20 protein-coding genes and 1 tRNA gene are annotated in these 18,605 nt (G+C 56.8%); 12 read left to right on the plus strand and 9 right to left on the minus strand.

What is annotated here, in order from left to right; genetic code table 11:
- Nucleotides 1–87: 87 nt before the first annotated feature.
- The 9 genes from avd to GDA65_03860 all read left to right on the plus strand — a co-directional run bounded on the left by avd (nt 88) and on the right by GDA65_03860 (nt 8,511).
- Nucleotides 88–441 carry a diversity-generating retroelement protein Avd gene (gene avd / locus GDA65_03820; GenBank protein MBA5861826.1) on the plus strand — a complete coding sequence of 118 codons (354 nt, stop codon included), beginning with the start codon at nt 88–90 and terminating at the stop codon, nt 439–441.
- Between the two features lie 3 nt (nt 442–444).
- Nucleotides 445–1,584 (plus strand): RNA-dependent DNA polymerase, encoded by a 1,140-nt coding sequence (locus tag GDA65_03825; protein MBA5861827.1) that lies wholly within the window; start codon nt 445–447, stop codon nt 1,582–1,584.
- Nucleotides 1,556–1,927, plus strand: a complete 372-nt coding sequence (locus GDA65_03830) for an SUMF1/EgtB/PvdO family nonheme iron enzyme (protein MBA5861828.1) — start codon at nt 1,556–1,558, stop codon at nt 1,925–1,927. The genes GDA65_03825 and GDA65_03830 overlap by 29 nt, the downstream gene beginning before the upstream one ends.
- A 282-nt stretch (nt 1,928–2,209) precedes the next feature.
- Nucleotides 2,210–3,547, plus strand: a complete 1,338-nt coding sequence (locus tag GDA65_03835) for an SUMF1/EgtB/PvdO family nonheme iron enzyme (protein ID MBA5861829.1) — start codon at nt 2,210–2,212, stop codon at nt 3,545–3,547.
- Between the two features lie 48 nt (nt 3,548–3,595).
- A complete protein-coding gene (locus GDA65_03840) occupies nt 3,596–5,275 on the plus strand; it encodes a hypothetical protein (protein MBA5861830.1) in 1,680 nt (559 codons plus the stop codon).
- Between the two features lie 234 nt (nt 5,276–5,509).
- Complete coding sequence (locus GDA65_03845) at nt 5,510–5,998, plus strand: CBS domain-containing protein (protein ID MBA5861831.1); 489 nt, start codon at nt 5,510–5,512, stop codon at nt 5,996–5,998.
- Nucleotides 5,999–6,083: 85 nt separating this feature from the next.
- Entirely contained in the window at nt 6,084–6,431 is a 348-nt protein-coding gene (locus GDA65_03850; protein MBA5861832.1) for a 4a-hydroxytetrahydrobiopterin dehydratase, read from the plus strand.
- A 12-nt stretch (nt 6,432–6,443) separates the two neighbouring features.
- Nucleotides 6,444–6,653, plus strand: coding sequence for a hypothetical protein (locus GDA65_03855; GenBank protein MBA5861833.1), 210 nt, complete (start codon nt 6,444–6,446; stop codon nt 6,651–6,653).
- Nucleotides 6,646–8,511, plus strand: coding sequence for a RiPP maturation radical SAM protein 1 (locus GDA65_03860; protein ID MBA5861834.1), 1,866 nt, complete (start codon nt 6,646–6,648; stop codon nt 8,509–8,511). The genes GDA65_03855 and GDA65_03860 overlap by 8 nt, the downstream gene beginning before the upstream one ends.
- Before the next feature lie 34 nt (nt 8,512–8,545).
- Here the strand turns inward: GDA65_03860 and GDA65_03865 are convergent, their stop codons facing one another.
- From GDA65_03865 to GDA65_03875, 3 genes are all read right to left on the minus strand, one after another.
- The gene (locus GDA65_03865) at nt 8,546–8,878 is read right to left on the minus strand and encodes a 4-carboxymuconolactone decarboxylase (protein ID MBA5861835.1); all 333 of its coding nucleotides are present in this window, start codon (nt 8,876–8,878) and stop codon (nt 8,546–8,548) included.
- Between the two features lie 89 nt (nt 8,879–8,967).
- A complete protein-coding gene (locus GDA65_03870) occupies nt 8,968–9,237 on the minus strand; it encodes a hypothetical protein (GenBank protein MBA5861836.1) in 270 nt (89 codons plus the stop codon).
- Between the two features lie 134 nt (nt 9,238–9,371).
- A complete protein-coding gene (locus tag GDA65_03875) occupies nt 9,372–10,193 on the minus strand; it encodes an inositol monophosphatase (GenBank protein MBA5861837.1) in 822 nt (273 codons plus the stop codon).
- Between the two features lie 249 nt (nt 10,194–10,442).
- Here GDA65_03875 and GDA65_03880 point away from each other — a divergent pair, with 249 nt between their 5' ends.
- A complete protein-coding gene (locus GDA65_03880) occupies nt 10,443–10,955 on the plus strand; it encodes a hypothetical protein (GenBank protein ID MBA5861838.1) in 513 nt (170 codons plus the stop codon).
- Nucleotides 10,956–11,204: 249 nt separating this feature from the next.
- On the opposite strand, the gene GDA65_03885 is transcribed toward GDA65_03880, so the two are convergent.
- The 6 genes from GDA65_03885 to GDA65_03910 form a co-directional block, all read right to left on the minus strand.
- Nucleotides 11,205–12,182, minus strand: a complete 978-nt coding sequence (locus GDA65_03885; GenBank protein MBA5861839.1) for a UDP-3-O-acyl-N-acetylglucosamine deacetylase — start codon at nt 12,180–12,182, stop codon at nt 11,205–11,207.
- A gap of 236 nt (nt 12,183–12,418) precedes the next feature.
- Nucleotides 12,419–13,090: a response regulator gene (locus GDA65_03890; protein ID MBA5861840.1), complete on the minus strand. Its 672-nt coding sequence runs from the start codon at nt 13,088–13,090 to the stop codon at nt 12,419–12,421.
- On the minus strand, nt 13,077–14,198 hold the full coding sequence (locus tag GDA65_03895; protein ID MBA5861841.1) for a hypothetical protein: 1,122 nt from the start codon (nt 14,196–14,198) through the stop codon (nt 13,077–13,079). The genes GDA65_03890 and GDA65_03895 overlap by 14 nt, the downstream gene beginning before the upstream one ends.
- A gap of 108 nt (nt 14,199–14,306) precedes the next feature.
- The gene (gene nrdR, locus GDA65_03900; GenBank protein MBA5861842.1) at nt 14,307–14,771 is read right to left on the minus strand and encodes a transcriptional repressor NrdR; all 465 of its coding nucleotides are present in this window, start codon (nt 14,769–14,771) and stop codon (nt 14,307–14,309) included.
- 15 nt (nt 14,772–14,786) lie between these two features.
- Nucleotides 14,787–16,043, minus strand: coding sequence for an aminotransferase class I/II-fold pyridoxal phosphate-dependent enzyme (locus tag GDA65_03905; protein ID MBA5861843.1), 1,257 nt, complete (start codon nt 16,041–16,043; stop codon nt 14,787–14,789).
- Between the two features lie 73 nt (nt 16,044–16,116).
- Nucleotides 16,117–16,602, minus strand: a complete 486-nt coding sequence (locus GDA65_03910; GenBank protein ID MBA5861844.1) for a 50S ribosomal protein L9 — start codon at nt 16,600–16,602, stop codon at nt 16,117–16,119.
- Nucleotides 16,603–16,890: 288 nt separating this feature from the next.
- Between GDA65_03910 and GDA65_03915 the strand changes: the two genes are divergently transcribed.
- On the plus strand, nt 16,891–18,366 hold the full coding sequence (locus GDA65_03915) for a hypothetical protein (protein MBA5861845.1): 1,476 nt from the start codon (nt 16,891–16,893) through the stop codon (nt 18,364–18,366).
- Nucleotides 18,367–18,456: 90 nt separating this feature from the next.
- Nucleotides 18,457–18,543 (plus strand) — tRNA-Leu (locus tag GDA65_03920).
- Nucleotides 18,544–18,605 lie beyond the last annotated feature (62 nt).

Raw genomic sequence — 18,605 nt, forward strand, 5'->3', positions numbered from 1 at the left:
TTTACCCTCTGTCCCTGTTACCTTTTCTCTTTTCCGTGTCCCTTCTTCATGGACAAGGCATGGTAAGGAAATCGTTCACGCATCTCGATGAGCAATGAACCGCCCGGCCCTGTTCCGGCAGCTGTCACGAAGGCGTATGACATCCTCCTGTGGCTGATCGGGCATGTGGGCAAGTTTCCGCGCTCTCACCGGTTTGTGCTCGGTGAGCGGATCGAAACGCGTATGTTGTCGATTCTCGAGTTTCTGGTTCGGGCTGCCTATGCCCGTGAAAAACGCGGGTACCTTGAGCAGGCCAACGCGGACCTTCAAATCTTGCGCCTGCTCGTCCGGCTCGGCAAGGATCTCGGATTTACGAGCGAGAAGCAGTATGAGTTCATCTCCCGCGAGCTGGTCGAGCTGGGGCGGCAGATCGGGGGTTGGACGAAGGCGCAGCCGGGGTGAGTCATGGGCGCGTTGTATGCGCGGATCACAACCTTCTCGAATCTGCTGGAGGCAGCCCGGCTGGCGAGCCGGGGAAAGCGCTTTCGTCCAAACGTCTCAGCCTTTGCGTTGAACTTGGAAGAAGAGCTTCATACCTTGCAGCAAGAGCTGATCGCTCGGACCTATCGGCCTGGTGCCTATCGAACCTTCTTCGTGTATGAGAAGAAACCTCGCCTGATCAGCGCCGCGCCCTTCCGGGACCGTGTCGTGCATCATGCCCTCTGCAGCGTGATCGAGCCGCTCTTTGAACGCGGCTTCCTCTACGATTCCTATGCCTGCCGCAAAGGAAAAGGCGCACACGCGGCCGTTGAAAGGGCGTCGTGTTATGCACGACGGTTCCGCTATGTGCTCAAATGCGATGTGGAGAAGTATTTCCCGAGCATTGACCATGCCATTTTGCGGGATTTGGTTCGGAAGCGGATCTGGGACGAAGACGTCTTGTGGCTGGTTCGCGCGATTCTTGACGGGAGCAATCCCCAGCCGCAGGTGACTCATTATTTTTCGGGCGACGATCTCTTTACACCCTATGAGCGACGGCGAGGAATCCCAATCGGGAATCAAACGAGTCAATTTTTTGCCAACGTGTATCTCGACGGTCTCGATCATTATGTGAAGGAGACCCTGCGTATGCCCGGCTATGTGCGATACGTGGATGATTTGCTGGTCTTTCACAACGAGAAGCCTGTACTCCATGAAATGCTGACCGCCATCAGGACTTATTGCGAGGACCTGAGGCTGCGGCTTCATCCACATAAGTGCTTTGTGACGCCGGTCTCGTGCGGCTTCACCTTCTTAGGGTATCGGCTCTTCCCCACTCATCGCCGAGTGGACGCGGCCAATGTCCGACGTTTCAAAAGACGGTTGCGTCGGTACCGTATCGCCGTTCAGACTGGTCAGATGGCGTTCGCTAAAGCCTGTGACTGCGTGCGGAGCTGGATCGCCCATGCCGAACATGCAGACACGGCCATGCTGCGGCGGAAGATTCTGATGGACGAGTCCATAGGAGCGACATTTCTCAGAAGCGTCGCGAATTGGCGGAGTGTGAAGACTCCGCCGACGGGGTTGGTCAACAAAGGTGATCCGTGGCGGGTCTTGGAACAATGAACCAATCAACGTACGATCCGCGAACCGGAACAGGAATACACCGACGAACCGAAACGACAATATCGGGTTTCGGTGTGCCCAAGACGCCCACCCGACGGTCGGAGTCCGAATCTTCATGGGGAAGGTTCGGAGCGCGCCGTTGGGCGTCCAGACCGATCCTGGGCTGGTTAGATCAACTGCTGGCCAGCCGAAGAACGCACCACCTGTCTCTCGGGCCGGCCAAGTGATCCGATCACTGGTCCAGGGCCGGTCCGAGGTCGGGCGGATAGCTTCTTGTCATGGAGCGGCAACGGTTATAGCTCACCTGGAAAAGCCATGTGGAGCTTCCATTGGTAAGTTTTGATGTCGCCATCGGCGAGGGCAAGAAGACGGAGGGCAAGGTCACGCGGTTGATTCATGCAACGCTTTGCCTTCTTTCAATGCCCAGTACAGCATATGGCCGGGCAAATGGCTCCATTTTCTGAGTTCGGCTTCGGACGGCTTGTTCGTTTTGTTGCTGCGACACCATGACTTGCTCCACCTATGGAGCCAAGCGTAGCATGAAACCGGCTTCTGTCACATCAAGAGGGCACGCGAAGAAAGATCGATCGGGCTTTTGATTGGAGCTCTCTACCCATGACGGTCGATGGCTGATGAGCTGGGAACTATCCCCATGAAGGCTCTTGGGAAGAAACAGTCCTTGCTCTTTCTCGATCCACCTTGGTTGTGGATTGCCGTCTTCTTCCTTCTGTTGTTGCTGCCGTCGGCAATCCTGTCTCCCGGTTCGCTGTCGGCCCAGGACATCACGCAGGTCAAGAAGGGTGTCGTGAAGATCACGGCTCAGGCCGAGGGGCAGCAACCCAAGGTCGGCACCGGCATCATCATACGTTTGGAAAAAGACGCCGCCTACATCGTGACGGCATCCCATGTCATTCAAGGTGATCCAAAACCCCAAATCACCTTCTTTCCGCAACCTCAGCAGCCATTCACTGCCCAAATTATTGGGATCGAAAGTAAGAACCCTAACGGACTTGCATCGTTGCGAGTTTCCGGAGCGATCCCAGAAGGTCTGGTGGCACTGACGCTTGATCAGACGAACCCGATCATCGGGGGAGAACCGGTGATGTTGATTGGCTTCCCGCGGATGCTGGCCCCCTGGGCTGTCTCGACAGGAAGCCTCAGCGGTCTCAAGGGACTAGCCCTCACATTTCAGGCGCTTGTCGAGGAAGGTCATTCTGGTGCTCCTCTCCTGCTCAACGGCAAGGTCGTCGGGGTTGTGACCGACGCCAGGGAGCGAATGGGCTATGCAGTTCCATCATCGATCCTCGATGTGGCATTGAGGGGATGGCAGATCAGGCCTGAAGGCACGGTAACCAAGGAGATCACCGGCCAGGACGGTGCGCCGATGGTATTGATTCACGCGGGGCGTCTTCCCACGAAAATCGTGACCTTCTACGGCAATGGGACCGTCGAAGAGGTTGATGCTCCGCTCTTCAGTCTGTATGTAGCGGATGAGTTCTATATTGATCGACAGCTCGTGACAATAACGCGTTTCAGGCAATTTCTGGAAACCACCGGTCATCGTCTCAGAGGACTATATTGGGAACAGCGTGACTGGCCAGCCGATCAAAACCAAGCAATTGACATGGTGTCCTGGCACGATGCCGTTGCCTACTGCACGTGGGCACGCAAACGATTGCCGTCCGAAGACGAATGGGAAAAGGCGGCGCATGACACAAAGGGACGCATCCTTGATCCCACGGTGGCCGAATGGACATCCAGCGCTTACAACGAATCGAGATTTTCTCCCAGCGAGCCGAACAATCAGCGCCAGAGAACCATCCGGGGGGGGCTGAGTGCGTTCAATCTCAAAGTGAAAGAAGGATCCCATATTGACTACCAGATTCGGATGCATGCTATGGCGGACAATGCTGAAGCTGGTGCCGGTTTCCGCTGCGTCGGGGATACGGCATCGGTCCACTGAGTCTGAATATGGGAGATTGGATGAGTTCATGATGCGAAAGAGACTGGGATGCTCTTTTGCTATCGGCAGCCGAACGGGGGCTTCGCTATGCGGCGCTATTTGATTGTGACAATGACATTACTCCTTGGAATGACGGCAAGACCGGTTGCGGCCGAAAATGAGCCGGACCTACGTGCTGGTGTCGTGAAGATCGTATCAACGTTTGAAGGCAAGCATCGAACAGGCACCGGCTTCATCGTGAAAACAGATGGGACGAGTGTTTTTATCGTCACTGCCGCGCACGTTGTCGAGGGTGATCCCATGCCGAAGATTGAGTTTTTCACCAGGCAGAACACAATCGTCGGCGCCGCGGTTCTCAAACAGGACCTCCGCTACGATCTCGCTCTGGTCAAGGCCGAACTGACCCAGCAACTTCTCGTGCTGAAACTAGAAAGGGCTGCCATCGCCAAATTAGGTGATGAAGTGCTAACGATTGGCTTTCCACAAGGAGGCGGTGGTTGGTCGATAAGCCACGCAGATCTCGCCGGACGGGAGGGCGCAGACCTCATTCTCTCAGGAGGAGCGATTGATGAGGGGAGCTCCGGGGGACCGTTGATTAAGGGCAGTCAAGTGATTGGAGTGGTGCAAGGTGTTCAGGGAAAATTTGCGCGGGCAATGCCTACCTCCGTGGTTGTCGGGATGCTGGAGGGATGGGGAATCGCGCTGGAGTCAGAACCTGCCAAGCCCGCTAGCGGGGATCTTCAGCGAGCAACTGACGCTCTAACCGGATCGATCGATTACTCAAACTTCGAGCAAGCCAAAAAAGCGGCTGAACGAGGTGATTCCAGGGCGATGTACAAACTCGCAGAGATGTATGCCGATGGCAAAGTGGTGCCGGAAAACTTCAGCGAGGCCGCAAAATGGTTACGGCGGAGTGCGGATGCTGGATATCCCGACGCACATATTGGGATGGGCTCCATTTCGCTGATCAAAGCCGCCGGTTTTGCTCGCGATGATGAAAGTGCAGTCCACTTTGCGTCCGATGAGTCAAAATCTGAAGAGATTACTAGCCTTATTTCCCATCCAGAAAAAATTCAGATTGGCAATCAGGCTGACCTTAAGGATGCGGTCAACTGGTTTCGCAGGGGTGCTGAGCAGGGAAATGACGAGAAGGCACAGTTGATACTTGGCACAATGCTGCTTACCGGCGTCGGCGTCCAAAAGGATCTCTCACAAGCCGCCAGAATGTTTCAGCTCGCTTCCACAAAAATGCCAGCCGCACAAGCGATCCTTGGACAATTTTATTTTGAGGGCACAGGCGTCAAGCAAGATTTCCATGAGGCGGCGCGGCGTCTGCGAGAAGCGGCCGAAAAAGGTGTAGACATAAGCTTTTGGATGCTTGGGTACTTGTATATGGAAGGTCTTGGTGTCGTCCAAGATCCTGCGGAAGCTGCCAAATGGTTTCGGAAGGGACTCGCGCAGGGTGATTCTGCAGCAAAGGCCTACCTCGGTATGCTGCATTTTATTGGTAAGGGCGTGCCGCAGGATTTCTCCAAGGCCTACAAGCTGGCTAGGGAAGCAGCTGAGCAAGGTAACCAGGTAGGACAGTACCTTATCGGCATGATATTTTTTTCCGGCAAAGGGGTGGCCCAGAATTCCGGTGAGTCTCTCAAGTGGATGCAAGCGGCAGCTCGTCAGGGCGAATCCCATGCGCAGCAATTCTTGCGGGAGCGGGGGCAGAACTGGTGACCAACGACAGTTTATGGCTCATTGATGGGTGAATCCTCCCCGGAAGGACTTTTTCGTTTAGCGGTTTGCGAATAATGCACATATCTAACAAGCATTGCGTGCCCCGAGGCACCGGCCGGTAGTTGGTCTGGTCTCGGAGGTTCGTCAACCCACGCTGGTTTCGTTCTATGCCTCAGCTCTATAATATCGATCTGCCTTGAGGATGTAGATTCCGCTCACCGAAAGGAGGCTGCCATGCTTGTTCAAGAAGTGATGTCCACCGGTGTGGTGACGGCTAGGCGCAATGAATCAGTCCGTTCCGTGGTGACCAAGATGCTCAGCCGCCATTGCGGCGCCATCCCGGTGGTGGAGGATGGCGACGTGTTGATCGGCATGGTGACGCTGCGCGATGTGTTGATTCCGCTCTATCCGAACTACGGAGAGTATATTCATGACAACGTGCACAGCCGTGATTTTGTGGAGATGGAGGATGGTTATGCCGATGTCCTCTCGCAGCGCGTCGAAGAGGTGATGAGCTTGAATCCGCTGACAGTATCCCCGCGCACTCCGGTGTTGGAGGCCGCGTCTTACATGGGTGTCAAGAATTTTCGCCGGATTCCGGTCGTCGACAAAGGGGCATTGGTGGGAATGGTCAGCGTGGGTGATATCAATCGCGGTCTGTTTTTCGAGCGAGGACATGCGGTGATGAGCCAGTACCGGGTTGCGCAACCATCCGGACGGTAAGGCGGTTGCGGGATACAACGGGCGGCCCGTAGAATGGCTTTTCTTACAAGGGCGGATGGTGAGATTCGTCTGCAAAGGAGCTGCTATGAGTTTAGCCGACAATACATGTATTCCCTGCCGGGGCGGGGTTCCTCCCCTCCCGGCCGATCGTATACAAGCCCTGTTGCCGGAGCTCGGCCGAGGGTGGACCTTGAGTAAGGAAGGGCATCTTGAGCGGCTCTATACCTTCAAAGATTTTGCGCAATCCCTGGCCTTTGCCAATAAAGTTGGCGCGGTGGCTGAAGCTGAAGGGCATCATCCGGATCTGTATGTGGCCTGGGGCAAGTGCAAGGTGGAGATCTGGACGCACAAGATTAACGGCCTCACCGAGAGCGATTTTTATCTCGCCGCCAAGGCCGATCGTGAGTTTGAACCATTTCGGGCGGGGGCCTAACCCGGAGAAGTCATGGCGCATCTACTGCGACAGCCGATCCTCTCGCTCGGCGGGGGCGTTCTCGCTCGGCCTCCTCGACGGATTGCGGTGAATACGCCTGCGTCGTCCTCTCTGCGGGCGCCCGCGGCGAGCTTCGGTCTCGACTGTCTCGTGACGATGTCCATGACTTATCCGGGTTTGACCCCCGCCTTGTGCCGGCTGGATTGGGGATCGTATGAGTAACTCACAGGCGCAGGTCGCGCTCGTCAACATGCCCTTCAGTTTTTCGAAGTACCCGTCCATTCAATTAGGCACGCTCTCGGCGTTATTGAAAGCCAAAGGCGTCGCGGTCGATTGCCACCACCTCAATGTGCGGTTTGCCCACAAGATCGGAATCCCTCTCTACGAATCGATTTGTGAAAAACGGGCGTTGTTCGGCGAATGGCTGTTCTCCTACCTGCTCTTTCGAGACAATCCCAAGCGGGCGGAGTATCCGCGCGTGTTTAAGCCGGTGTTCGAGCAGATTGCCCAGGAAAGCGGTCAGCCGGTGTCGTTTTTCGAGGACATGGCCGCGCGCACGGCGCCGCAATTCCTGACCGCCGCGATGACGGGTATTGATTGGGGCCAATACAAACTCGTCGGGTTCACGTCCACCTTCGATCAAAATGTCGCCAGCCTCACGATGGCCAAGTTGATCAAGGACCTGTACCCGGACGTGAAGATCGTGTTCGGCGGCGCCAATTTCGACGGTGAGATGGGGTTGGAATATTTTCGGGCATTTCCGTTCATCGACTATGTCGTCGTCGGCGAAGGAGAAGTCACTGTTCCGGCCTTGGTCGACTACGTATTGCGTGGCTCAATGGGGTCCTGCCCGAAAGGCGTCATCTACCGGGCAAACGGTGAGGTCCGGCTCGAGCCGAATACGGCTCTCTTCACCGGATTTTCGGAAACCGGCCCGCCTGACTACGACGACTATTACCATTTGTTGGCCGAACTCGGGACCGAGGCGTCGCGCGGGCTGGACCGCATTCTGTTGTACGAAGGATCCCGCGGCTGCTGGTGGGGCGAGAAGCACCATTGCACCTTTTGCGGGCTGAATGCGCAGAGCATGAAGTTCCGGGCGAAATCGCCGGAACAGGTCGCGCAGGAGATGGGGTATCTCTCGAGCCGCTACGATACGACCCGCTTCCGGCTAGTGGATAACATCATCGACATGAAATATGTCGATAATCTGTTCGGCCGGTTTGCTGCCGAGCATTGCGATCTGGATGTGTTTATCGAGACCAAAAGCAATTTGCAGAAGAGCCAAATCCGGACGCTGGCCGTTGGGGGCGTGAAGTGCATGCAGCCCGGCCTGGAAAGCCTCAGCCTCTCGCAGCTCAAAGCGATGGATAAGGGCGTGACGCCCATGCAGAACATTATCTGCCTCAAATGGAGTTGTTATTACCGGGTCGCGGTCTCCTGGAATATTCTGCTCGGCTTTCCGGGTGAAACGAATGAAGACTATCGCCGGCAGATCGACCTCCTGCCGTCCCTGTTCCATTTGCACGCGCCGGAGGCGACCGGGAAATTCTGGCTGCAACGGTTCAGTCCCTACTTTACGCGACCGCATGAGTACGGAGTGCGCATCACCGGTCCGGGGACAGCCTATGAGTATGTGTATGGTGCGGCGCGCGTTGATTTGGAGAAAATCGCCTACGATTTCGAGTATGAGCTCGACAACTGGCCGGTGGATCCGCAAGTCTATCAGGAATTGGTTGGCTTGGTGGAGGAGTGGCAGCGGCGGGCGCGCAGCAACGACCGGCCGTTCTTGTATTTCTCCAAGGCCATGGACTACGTCACGATCTATGACGGGCGTGATCCGCAGATGCCGACGAGACGACGATACGACTGGCCTGCGGCGGGTATTATCGAGGCATGCAATGAGGCCGCGAAGGGTCGCGACCAGATTCGCGCGGCATTGAGTGATGCGAAGCGGGACATTGCTTATTCAGAGGACGAGCTGACTGAGGCGCTGACCGTCCTGACGAGCCGTCGCATTCTGTACGAAGAGCGCGGGAAGTATTTCACGCTGGCGATCCCCGAGCATCCCTACTACTGAGCGGGCGCATCCGCCTCCATCGTTCTCCCCTCCCCTACATCGATAACTTCTCTGCGACGTTGCGCATCTGGACGCCGTGCACCAGCGAGGCGCCGCCGCGGATGGCGCAGGCCACGTGGACGGCTTCCGTCATTTCTTCGATGTTCGATCCCTTTTCCAGGCAGGCTTGAGTATAGGCATCGATGCAGTAAGGGCATTGCACGGCTTGGGCCACACCAAGCGCAATCAGCGCCTTCTCGCGTTCCGTGAGTGCCCCGTCGGCAAAAACGGCGCTGTAATAACTCATGAACTTTTCCCACAAGACCGGGTTCCCTTTGCCCATCTCTCCGAATTTCCCGAGATCCTTCGAATGGTAATAGCAATCCATGGATCACCTCGCTGGTTGAGTGGTCTGATCAATGCTCGCGCGTGAACCGAGGGGCAGATTTCCGAACGATAGGTGCTGGCGAATGGTGGTTACGCGTTTCCTGGCGGTGTCGGTTCGGCCTCATTGAGGGCCTGGGAGAAGCGATGCCCCACGATGGTGGTGACCTTGTTCATGAGCTCGCCGAGTTCCTTCCATTCATCCGCGCTGAGATCGGCTTTGATCTGAGGATGAAGCGCCCATTCGGCGTTGACGAGTTGTCCCTTGCGCGAGACATGCACGTGCAGGAGCTCGACATCCCACACATCTTGGGTGTTCGCGGAAGGGACGGTTGGTTTCTGCGGAGGGATTTGGCTTGCCATGCTGCGTGCACTCCTTTGACCGTACATATGAAGGGCATAATACCGCATCAAATATCGCACTGTACATGGCACGGCCGACGGGAACGCTGATCCGCACTGGCTGCGGTGAGACCAATCTGCGTGGAGTGAGGAGGTTACGGCTTGTCGGAGCGTTGATGAATCACGTCGAGCAGCTGATTGTGAATGCGGCCGTTGGTGGCGACGAGTTCCTGCCCGTAGAGTGAGAAGGTGTCTTTCTCAAAGCCGGATACCAGTCCGCCCGCCTCACGCACGATGACGATTCCTGCCGCCATATCCCAGGGGCTGAGTTTCACTTCCCAATATCCGTCAAAGCGCCCCGACGCGACGTAACAGAGATCCAATGCGGCTGAGCCGGTGCGGCGCACGCCCTGGGCGCGCAGTGAAATGCGGGAGAAATGGTCCAGATTATTGTTCGTCGTTTCGCGGATGTCATACGCAAATCCGGTGACAAGCAAGGAATGATCGAGTGACTCACTGCTGGACACGCGAAGGCGTGCACCGTTGACGTAGGCCCCTTCTCCGGCCACCCCCGTGAACAGCTCCCTGCGCGTCGGGTCCAGGACGACCCCCACGATACAGTCGCCATGATATTCCAGCCCGATCGAGACCGAATAAAACGGGAAGCCATGCGCGAAGTTAGTCGTGCCGTCGAGCGGATCAATGATCCATTGGTACGGCGACTCGGTGGCCCCGTCCCGCCCGCGTTCCTCGGCTAGAATCCGGTGGGTGGGATGGGCCGAAAGAATCGTGCGGACGATACTCTCCTCGGCCTGCCGATCCGCATCGGTGACGAGATTGATCGCCGCCTTGTGATCGATCCTGAAGCCCGATCGGGCGTGGTCAAGCAGTACGGCACCGGCTGCTTCAGCAGCGTGAACGGCCGTGGCGAGATAACGGGCGCACTCTTCAGATGAGAGGACAAGCGGAGTATGCATCTGCGCCGTATCTTAGCATGAGTCATGGGAAGCGAGTTAAAAAGCCTGGGTCGTTTATTGAGTAGCACTGTAAGATATTGAAAAACAACGAAAGTGAAAAAGCTTGTTCTTGCAGAACAAGGCTTGGCTAGGCATTGAGTGCATTCTGCTTGCATAGGCGAGAAGCGCGAACAAATAGTTGCTATCAGTTACTTGACAGATTTTAATTCACTTGCTATAAAGCAAGTATGCTTTATTGAGGACTTGCTTGTGGAAGAATTGACCGACATCCTGGTGGGTCTGGAACAACGGATCAGCGCCTACCGGAATCGCTATCAGGAACTTGAGAAAAAGCGGCGTCGGCTCGACGATGAAATCGCGATGATCAAGAAATACTTGGAACTCGCCGAAACGCTGTATCGTGTGGAAGCAGACAAGGCCAAGTTGGCCAGCCTCTCCAGCCAAATTATTACCGACGAAAAAGGCATTCGGCCGCTTCCTGTGACGGATGTCACGGATCAGTCGCGTGAGATCTTGCTCGGCAAAAGCAAGTATGTCGGCAAGAGTGTGCCGGAAGCGGCCTATCAGATTCTCAAAGAAGCCAGCCGTCCGATGCATGCGAAGGAGCTCTTGCAACGTCTCTTGGAGGGCGGATTGCAGATTAAGGGGAAGACGCCGCTGACCTCCGTGGCGACGTCATTGAAGCGAGATAAGCGTTTCCAAAAAGTCGGACCTAATACGTTTGCGGTGACGACCCAGCAGGAATTAACAGCGGTAGTGTGAGTGGGCCGAAGAAGTTCATATCAACTTTAATGTGTGAAGGGAGGTGAGACTCTTGGCAACGAAGAAGGCAGCGAAGAAACCAGCGAAGAAGGCAGCGAAGAAGAAGTAAGTCCCTACCAGGATTTACACGCCGGGGGTAAGGCCACTTGCCCCCGGCGTTTTTTTATGCCCGAAAATGAAAACGCCGCATTCACCGCCTGTACCTGGCGGGTTGCAAGCGATGCGCGAGCATGAGCTGGGCGGAGCAGTTTAAATCGCGAGAGAAGGCGCGGGGCGAAGCAGTCCGAGGGAGGAGCGCGATTCTGGCACAGCAACCGCATGTTCCCCGGTGATCAGCGCCCACTTGTCGCGCTGAAGGAGGATTTTTTCGACGAGCTTCGTATGCATGGCATGGCCTGAACGTTCAGCCACAATGTGGCCGATGAACGGGAAGCCGAGCAGGGCGATGTCACCGATCAAGTCCAGCACTTTATGCCGGACAAATTCGTTCGAGAAGCGCAGGCCGGATTCATTCACGACGCCCTCCTTGGACAGCACGATGGTATTATCCAAAGTGCCGCCTTTTCCAAGTCCCCTGGACCACAGCGCTTCGACTTCGTGGAGAAAGCCAAACGTGCGCGCCTGCGCGATGTCCTGCTCAAACGCCTGCGCGGAGCAGGTGTAGGTGTAGGACTGGGTTTGGATCAGAGGGTGATCGTAATGGATAGAATACGTAATTTTCGGCGTTGACGAGGGCTCGATCCTCACCCGTTTCGATCCGTCCACCACTTCGATGGGCTGCATAATCTTGACATAGGATTGCCGCCGGGTTTGGGGAATGACGCCGGCCGCACGGATTAAGCGGACGAACGGGCTTGAACTTCCATCGAGCACGGGCACTTCCCCCGCATTCACCTCTGCGTAGACGTTGTCGACTTCCATGCCGACCAGAGCGGCGAGAAGGTGTTCGATCGTCTTGACCTGATGGCCGTTGACGCTGATGGCTGTGCAGAGTTCCGTCGGAACCTTATTGGTGATCGAGGCAGAGATGAGTGTTTCTTCCGATCCGCGCCGATAAATGAAGGCGATGCCGGTGTTCGGAGGAGCCGGGCGAAGAGTCAGTGTGACCGGCTGGCCGGAATGGAGCCCGACGCCTGAGCATGAAACTGGTGAGCCGATCGTTTGCTGAAACCGCACGGTGCCTCCTTCGTAAAATTCATGGCTAAACAAAGCAATGCTTGTGCCAATCCATTAAGTGCATGTAAGTCGTTGAAATTAAAATGATGTGCAGGTATTTTTCTCAGTAAGAGCTGTTGCTAAAAAAGCACAATTGTATCTTTTGCTGAAAGGGGGAAACCACGAAAGTAAAGGATTTTCAATGAGTTACTAGTCGCGGTCTATGGAACGATGCACGACAAAGCCAGCAAAGGAGGCCAGGATACCTCCTGGGAGATCAGGCCTGTTTTGCTGGATAAGCGCTCCGGTTACGGTCTTGGCTCTAATTCAATGAGCCCTTTCCGAATCGCCAAAATCGCCGCTTGCGTGCGGTCATACACCTGAAGTTTATGAAAAATATTCCGGACGTGGTTCTTCACGGTCTTTTCGCTGAGGTCCAGGCTGTTCGCGATTTCCTTATTGGTCTTTCCGTCTGCGACCAAACGCAGGACGGTGATTTCCCGTTCGGTCAGGTCGTGTTCAACCCAAGCCGGCTTTTTTCCCTTTTTCTGAGACATCAGGGAGAACTCGGCCAGGATCTTGCTGGCGACTGAAGGATGAATGAGCGATTCCCCTCGATAAATGGCCCGGATGGCCGCCACAATCTGAGAAGACTCGGAGTCTTTGAGCAAGTATCCCGTTGCCCCGGCCCGTACGAGATCGAAGATATATTGCTGCTCCTCATACATGGTCAGCGCGACGATCCCCATGTGAGGGAATTCGCGTTTGATTTGCCTGGTCGCTTCAATGCCGCCCATGCGCGGCATGCTGACATCCATGAGGATCACGTCCGGCATCAGGGTCTTGGTTTTTTCCACCGCTTCCACGCCGTCCTGCGCTTCGCCAACGACATTGATGTCGTCCTTGGTCTTCAAGATGGCTGCCAGGCCTTCACGAACTACGCGGTGGTCATCAGCGATCAGGACCTTAATCTTTTCCATGGCGAATCGTCTCCTTGTCGGCTAGCGGGATCCGCAGCACGATTCGCGTGCCGCGCCCCTTCTTTGAATCGATCGTGGCCTCTCCGCCCACCAGTCGTGCTCGTTCCAGGATGCCACGAATGCCGAAGTGATCCCACTTTTCAGGATCGCGGAGCACGGCGTCCATGTCGAACCCGATCCCGTTATCAGAAATAGTCACTTGCAACAAGTCCAGCCGAATGTCGAGTTGAACCGACACTCGACGGGCTTTGGCGTGCTTCTGCACGTTGCTCAACGCTTCTTGGACGATCCGGAATAAAAAAATCTTCGTGCGCGGAAAGAGGATCGTCTCGTCTCCGGTCACGGAAAACGCGGTCTTGATATGGTACTGAGTTTCGTATGACTTCAGATAGTTAGTCAGTGCCGGAATGAGCTCCATTTTGTCGTACTGGAGTGGCCGTAGATTGAAAATCACCTGCCGGGCTTCTTGAATGGCCAGCTTCAGTTGCGCTTTGGACTCCCGGATGGTGGCCAGGCTGGCTTGAGGATTCTTGCGCAGCAGCTCTTGCGAGAGTTCCAGTTTGAAATTGACGCCGGCGAGGCTCTGCACCAGGCCGTCGTGAATTTCGCAGGCGATGCGTGTTCGCTCTTCTGTTACGGCTGCGCCGGTCTCCTTGACGTACAAGCGGTACAACGACTGGTATTTGTTCAACGCTTTTTCAATGTCGGCCGTGGCTCGGATGCGAGCTTCGATCAGCTGCCACATGAATTTGGCGCTGGCGCCTCCGATCACCGAGACGCCCATGCGGCGTATGTCTTGGAGGTATTCGCCGACTTCGGGATTGCCCGACACATCGATCACCAGGTCGACAGGCCCCATTTTCAGCAGTTGCCGGTAATTGCGCGTCACGCGGATATGCAGGCGTTTGGCAAGCCCGAGGCCCGGTGCTTCCGGGCTGGTATCGGCGACGCCGACGATCCGCACCAACGGGTCGTTGGCGAAAATCTCCATCAAAGCCGTGCCCCCGCGGCCTGCGCCGATGATGACGACGTGCGTCGCCCCCGGCGCTCGCCGTTTGGCGGGGCGTAGCGTTGTTCGTCGTTCTCGCGATGTTGTGCGGGTTGCCATGTCTGTCAGCAATGCCGAAGGGCGGCGCTTCTCCTCTGTTCGCGCCCATCCTGTCCGGGCCTATAGCAAGCGGACTCTGATCCGGAACAGCGAGGAGAAGGGGAGGGCCTAACGCTCCCGGCGCTGCTGGGCCAGGGATTTGATTTCATCCATGAACTGATCGATGTCTTTAAACTCTCGGTACACCGAGGCGAATCGAACGTAGGCCACCTGATCGAGTTGAGAAAGTTCTTTCATGACCTCTTCGCCGACGGCGGTGCTGACGATTTCGGTTTCGCCCATATCCTGGATGCGTTTTTCGATGCGATCGGTGACGGTTTCGATGGTCGCGGTGCTGATCGGCCGCTTTTCACAGGCCTTTTTGAGGCCGGATACGATTTTGCTCCGATCGAACGGTTCCCGGCGTCCGTCTTTTTTCACGACGGCGGGCATGGTCTCTTCAACACGTTCGTAGGTAGTGTACCGGCGTTTGCACGAGAGGCATTCACGCCGGCGGCGGATGACCTCGCCTTCTTTGGCCATCCGCGAATCAACGACTTTGTCTTCGACATCGTCGCAGAAAGGACATTTCACGGGCGGCCGTCCTGCCTAAGCGGGAGACGAATCGTAGGCATGAAAGATAGGGAAACGGTTGCACAATGTTTTGGCCTGCGCCCGTACCTCGGCCTGCACCTGGCTGTCCTGGGGATGCTGCAACACGCGATCGATCAACGCCACAATTTCGCGCATCTCCGCCTCGCGCATACCGCGCGTGGAAACAATGGGGCTGCCGATGCGGATGCCGCTGGCGACGGCCGGCGGCTTCTCGTCGTAGGGGATGGCGTTTTTGTTGACGATGATCCCGGCGGCGTCCAGGGCGGCGTCGGCTTCTTTGCCCGTAATGCCTTTGTTGGTCAGGTTCACTAACATCAAATGCGTATCAGTCCCTCCTGACACGATCTTGTAGCCACGGTCGACCAGTCCTTGCGCCAACGTGCGGGCATTGGCCAGCACTTGTTGTTGGTAGCGCTTGAAGGCCGGAGACATCGCCTCCTTGAAGGCGACGGCTTTAGCGGCAATCACATGCATGAGCGGGCCTCCTTGCAGGCCCGGGAAGATGATCTTATCGACGGCTTTGGCATGTTCGGCTCTACACATCGTCACGCCGCCGCGAGGGCCGCGCAGCGTTTTATGGGTCGTTGTCGTCACAAAGTCGGCATAGGGGACGGGATTGGGATGCAATCCGGCCGCGATCAATCCGGCGATGTGCGCGATATCGACCAACAGATAGGCGCCGACCGACTTGGCGATGTCTTGGAACGTGGCGAAGTCGAGCGTACGGGCGTAGGCGCTGGCGCCGACGACCACCATGCGCGGGCGGCATTCTTCGGCGAGCTTGCGGACCGCTGCGTAGTCGATCGTTTCGGTCTGACGATCGACGCCGTATGAAAAGGCGCGGAAAATGATGCCGGAGAAGTTCACTTTGCTGCCGTGCGTGAGGTGCCCCCCCTGAGCGAGATCCAATCCGAGGATCGTGTCACCGGGCTTGAGCACCGCGAGATACGCCGCCATGTTGGCCTGCGATCCCGAATGCGGCTGCACGTTGACATGTTCGGCCCCGAAGATCTGTTTGGCGCGCTCGATGGCGAGGCTTTCGACCGTATCGACATGCTGGCACCCGCCATAATAGCGTTTGCCGGGGTATCCTTCGGCGTATTTGTTGGTCATCACGCTTCCCTGGGCGGCCAGGACAGCGGGACTGGCAAAATTCTCCGATGCGATCAGCAGCAGCTTGTCGCGCTGCCGCTGTTCTTCGGCGACGATGGCCTCATACGTTTCGGGGTCGGTCGATTTCAACGCATCCAACGAACCGATCAAGTCCTGCATGCTTCCTCCGGGCGTGGTCTCTGGCCTGTGGCGACCACGCAGATCGCTTGAGCTAGGCCGTGGGAGCGGCTTCCTCGGCTGCTTCCGTCTCTTCCTGTTTCTTGACCACATGGACCGCAATCGTGGCGGTCACCTCGCGCGGCAGCTTGATGGCAATCGCGAAGGTGCCCAGTTCCTTGATCGGCTGGGCCAGCTGGATCTTGCGACGATCTACGGTGAATCCCTGTTCGGCCAGACCTTCCGCGATATCCTTGGCGGTCACAGATCCGAACATTTTGTCATCCTTGCCGACTTGCGCGGGAAGGGTCAGCGAGACCGCGGAGATCTTCTTGCCGTGCGCTTCGATGTCCTGCTTTTCTTTCTTGGCCTTTTCCGCTGCGGCGCGCTTGGCATGTTCGAATTCTTTGATGTTCCGGCTATTGGCTTCGACGGCCTTCTTGCGGGGCAAGAGATAGTTCCGGGCAAATCCACTGGAGACGTCTAACAGGTCGCCGAGGTCGCCCACGCCTTCGAGTGTTTCTTGGAGAATCACCTTCATACTGCAACTCCTTCTGTTGGAAAGGGAAAAAGCATACTGGCGGGCTGGGCAAAAGTCAATTGATCCGGAGCCTCCGCCGGGGTTTTCTTCACGGCCTTGAAAGCGAGGAGCAAGCATCCGCTTCCGATGGATTTCCGCTCTGCGGCCGCTGGTGCGGTGGTGCGCGGCACTCGGACTCTCGGCACCCTGCTGGACAGGGTCTTTCCCGACTCTTTAAGATACGCTCCCTGTTTCACGGCCCGACCTGTCGCGGATGTGCCCCGACAAAATGCAGGAGCAAGACCCATCATGACCGCCATACCTGGTACGCTGCCGGATCTGCTCGATCAACTGGCTGCCACGCTCGAACGTGACGCCGCGCAGAGTGCGGACCAGGGGCGGGATCAGGCGATTGCGCTCGTACGCGGGCGGTTGCTCCAGACGATCGGGAACCTGCATCTGTATGAGTTCTTCCTTCCGCCTGATGTGCGCATGGGCGCCGATCTCGCGGCAACCCTGTTGCTGGGCGAGGAGGCGGAGCCAACCGAGGGCCTGGTGTTGTTCCAGGAGGGCGAGCGTCTGGTGCTCCAGTTGTTCGATGCGATCGGCGAGGTGGTCCCGCACGCCACGCTGGTGCCGGATTCCAGCGGATTGAGCCTTACGATCAGTCGTCGATTGGCCGAGATGAGCAAGGCGGGTACCTCTTATACGCTGGGTCCGGCGGAACGCCTGCTTCCCATTCTCGAAGCAGGACAATCCGGGGACCGCGCCGCATTAGAGGCCGTGACCCCGACTTCGGTGTTGACGCCTCTTTGGCAGGAGGAGGCGACAGCGCGCCGGCAGAAGGTGGCGACGTTGGTCGTGGAGTTGATTCGAGCCAACAAGCGTCTTCTCCTCGTCACTCCTGATCACCAGAGCGCCGATATCATCACCCTTGTCGTGGCGCGAGCCATGAAGGCAGCCGGGCTGACCTTCAAGAGCTGGCTGAGCCGGTACGAAGTGGCGACGAGCAAGGAGAGCGCGGGCATTCCCCTTCCGGATTTGGGATTTGAGGCTCAGATGCATCAGTTCTATGCCAAGTCCCGGTCCGACAAGGCGGCGCTCCGCAAGAAATATGATCGGTTTCGAGAGCTCACGCCGATCCTCGCCTACAAGGCCCAAAAACAAAAAGATTTAGACGAGGTGCGCCTCCTGGAATGGCGCCTGGTGACCCAGTTGAGCGACTATCAGGCGAAGATCAAAGACATTGACGCCACGCTGGCGCAATATGAGCAACTGCCGATTTGGACACGTCTGTCCATGCAGGCGATGGGAAAAAACGTCGATTCGTTGCGCGAATACAAAGTGATTTACGAGCGGTATAGCGCCGGCCTTCGCAAGGAGGTCGATATCGCCAAGCAGCGGATCGAGGAGCTGATACCCGAAGCGACGGTTCCCAAAGAGCTCAAGCCGGAATTTGCCGAGCTCAAAGAGGACGTCATTCATTTGGGCGGCACGAAAAAAATCCGGGAGCTCCTGGCGGCGGAAGAAAATACGAACCGCCAGGCGTTCGTGCAGAACCGGCGGGTAATCATCACGACCGCGGCGCGAGTGGCGGCGGATCCATTGTTTCGCAAGGTTCGGTTCGATGTGTTGATTGCGGAGGAGGCTCCTCGTATCCCAAGCCCCTTTCTCTTGGCGGCGGCGGGACTGGTACGAGAACGCATTGTGCTCAGCGGCGACCTGCGCGACGTGACCCCGCACGGCGCCTGGAATCTTGAAGGCGGCCGCTCGCGATGGGGATGACTCATAACAGTCGGTCCCGTAGAGATTTTCCGTGGGCTCACCTTGACGGGTTGGAAACGATCAGCGATAATCCCCCCCTCTATTCTCCATGCCGAAGTGGCGGAACTGGCAGACGCACTGGTTTCAGGTACCAGCGCCCGTAAGGGTATCCGGGTTCAACTCCCGGCTTCGGCACCATACCCCCTATGACAGTAGGAACCCGCGCTGTCCTATTCAATGGTTGCGACTGCCTCTCTCCA

Origin of the sequence: Nitrospira sp. CR1.1 (genome assembly GCA_014055465.1) — a bacterium.
Taxonomy (GTDB): Bacteria; Nitrospirota; Nitrospiria; order Nitrospirales; family Nitrospiraceae; genus Nitrospira_A.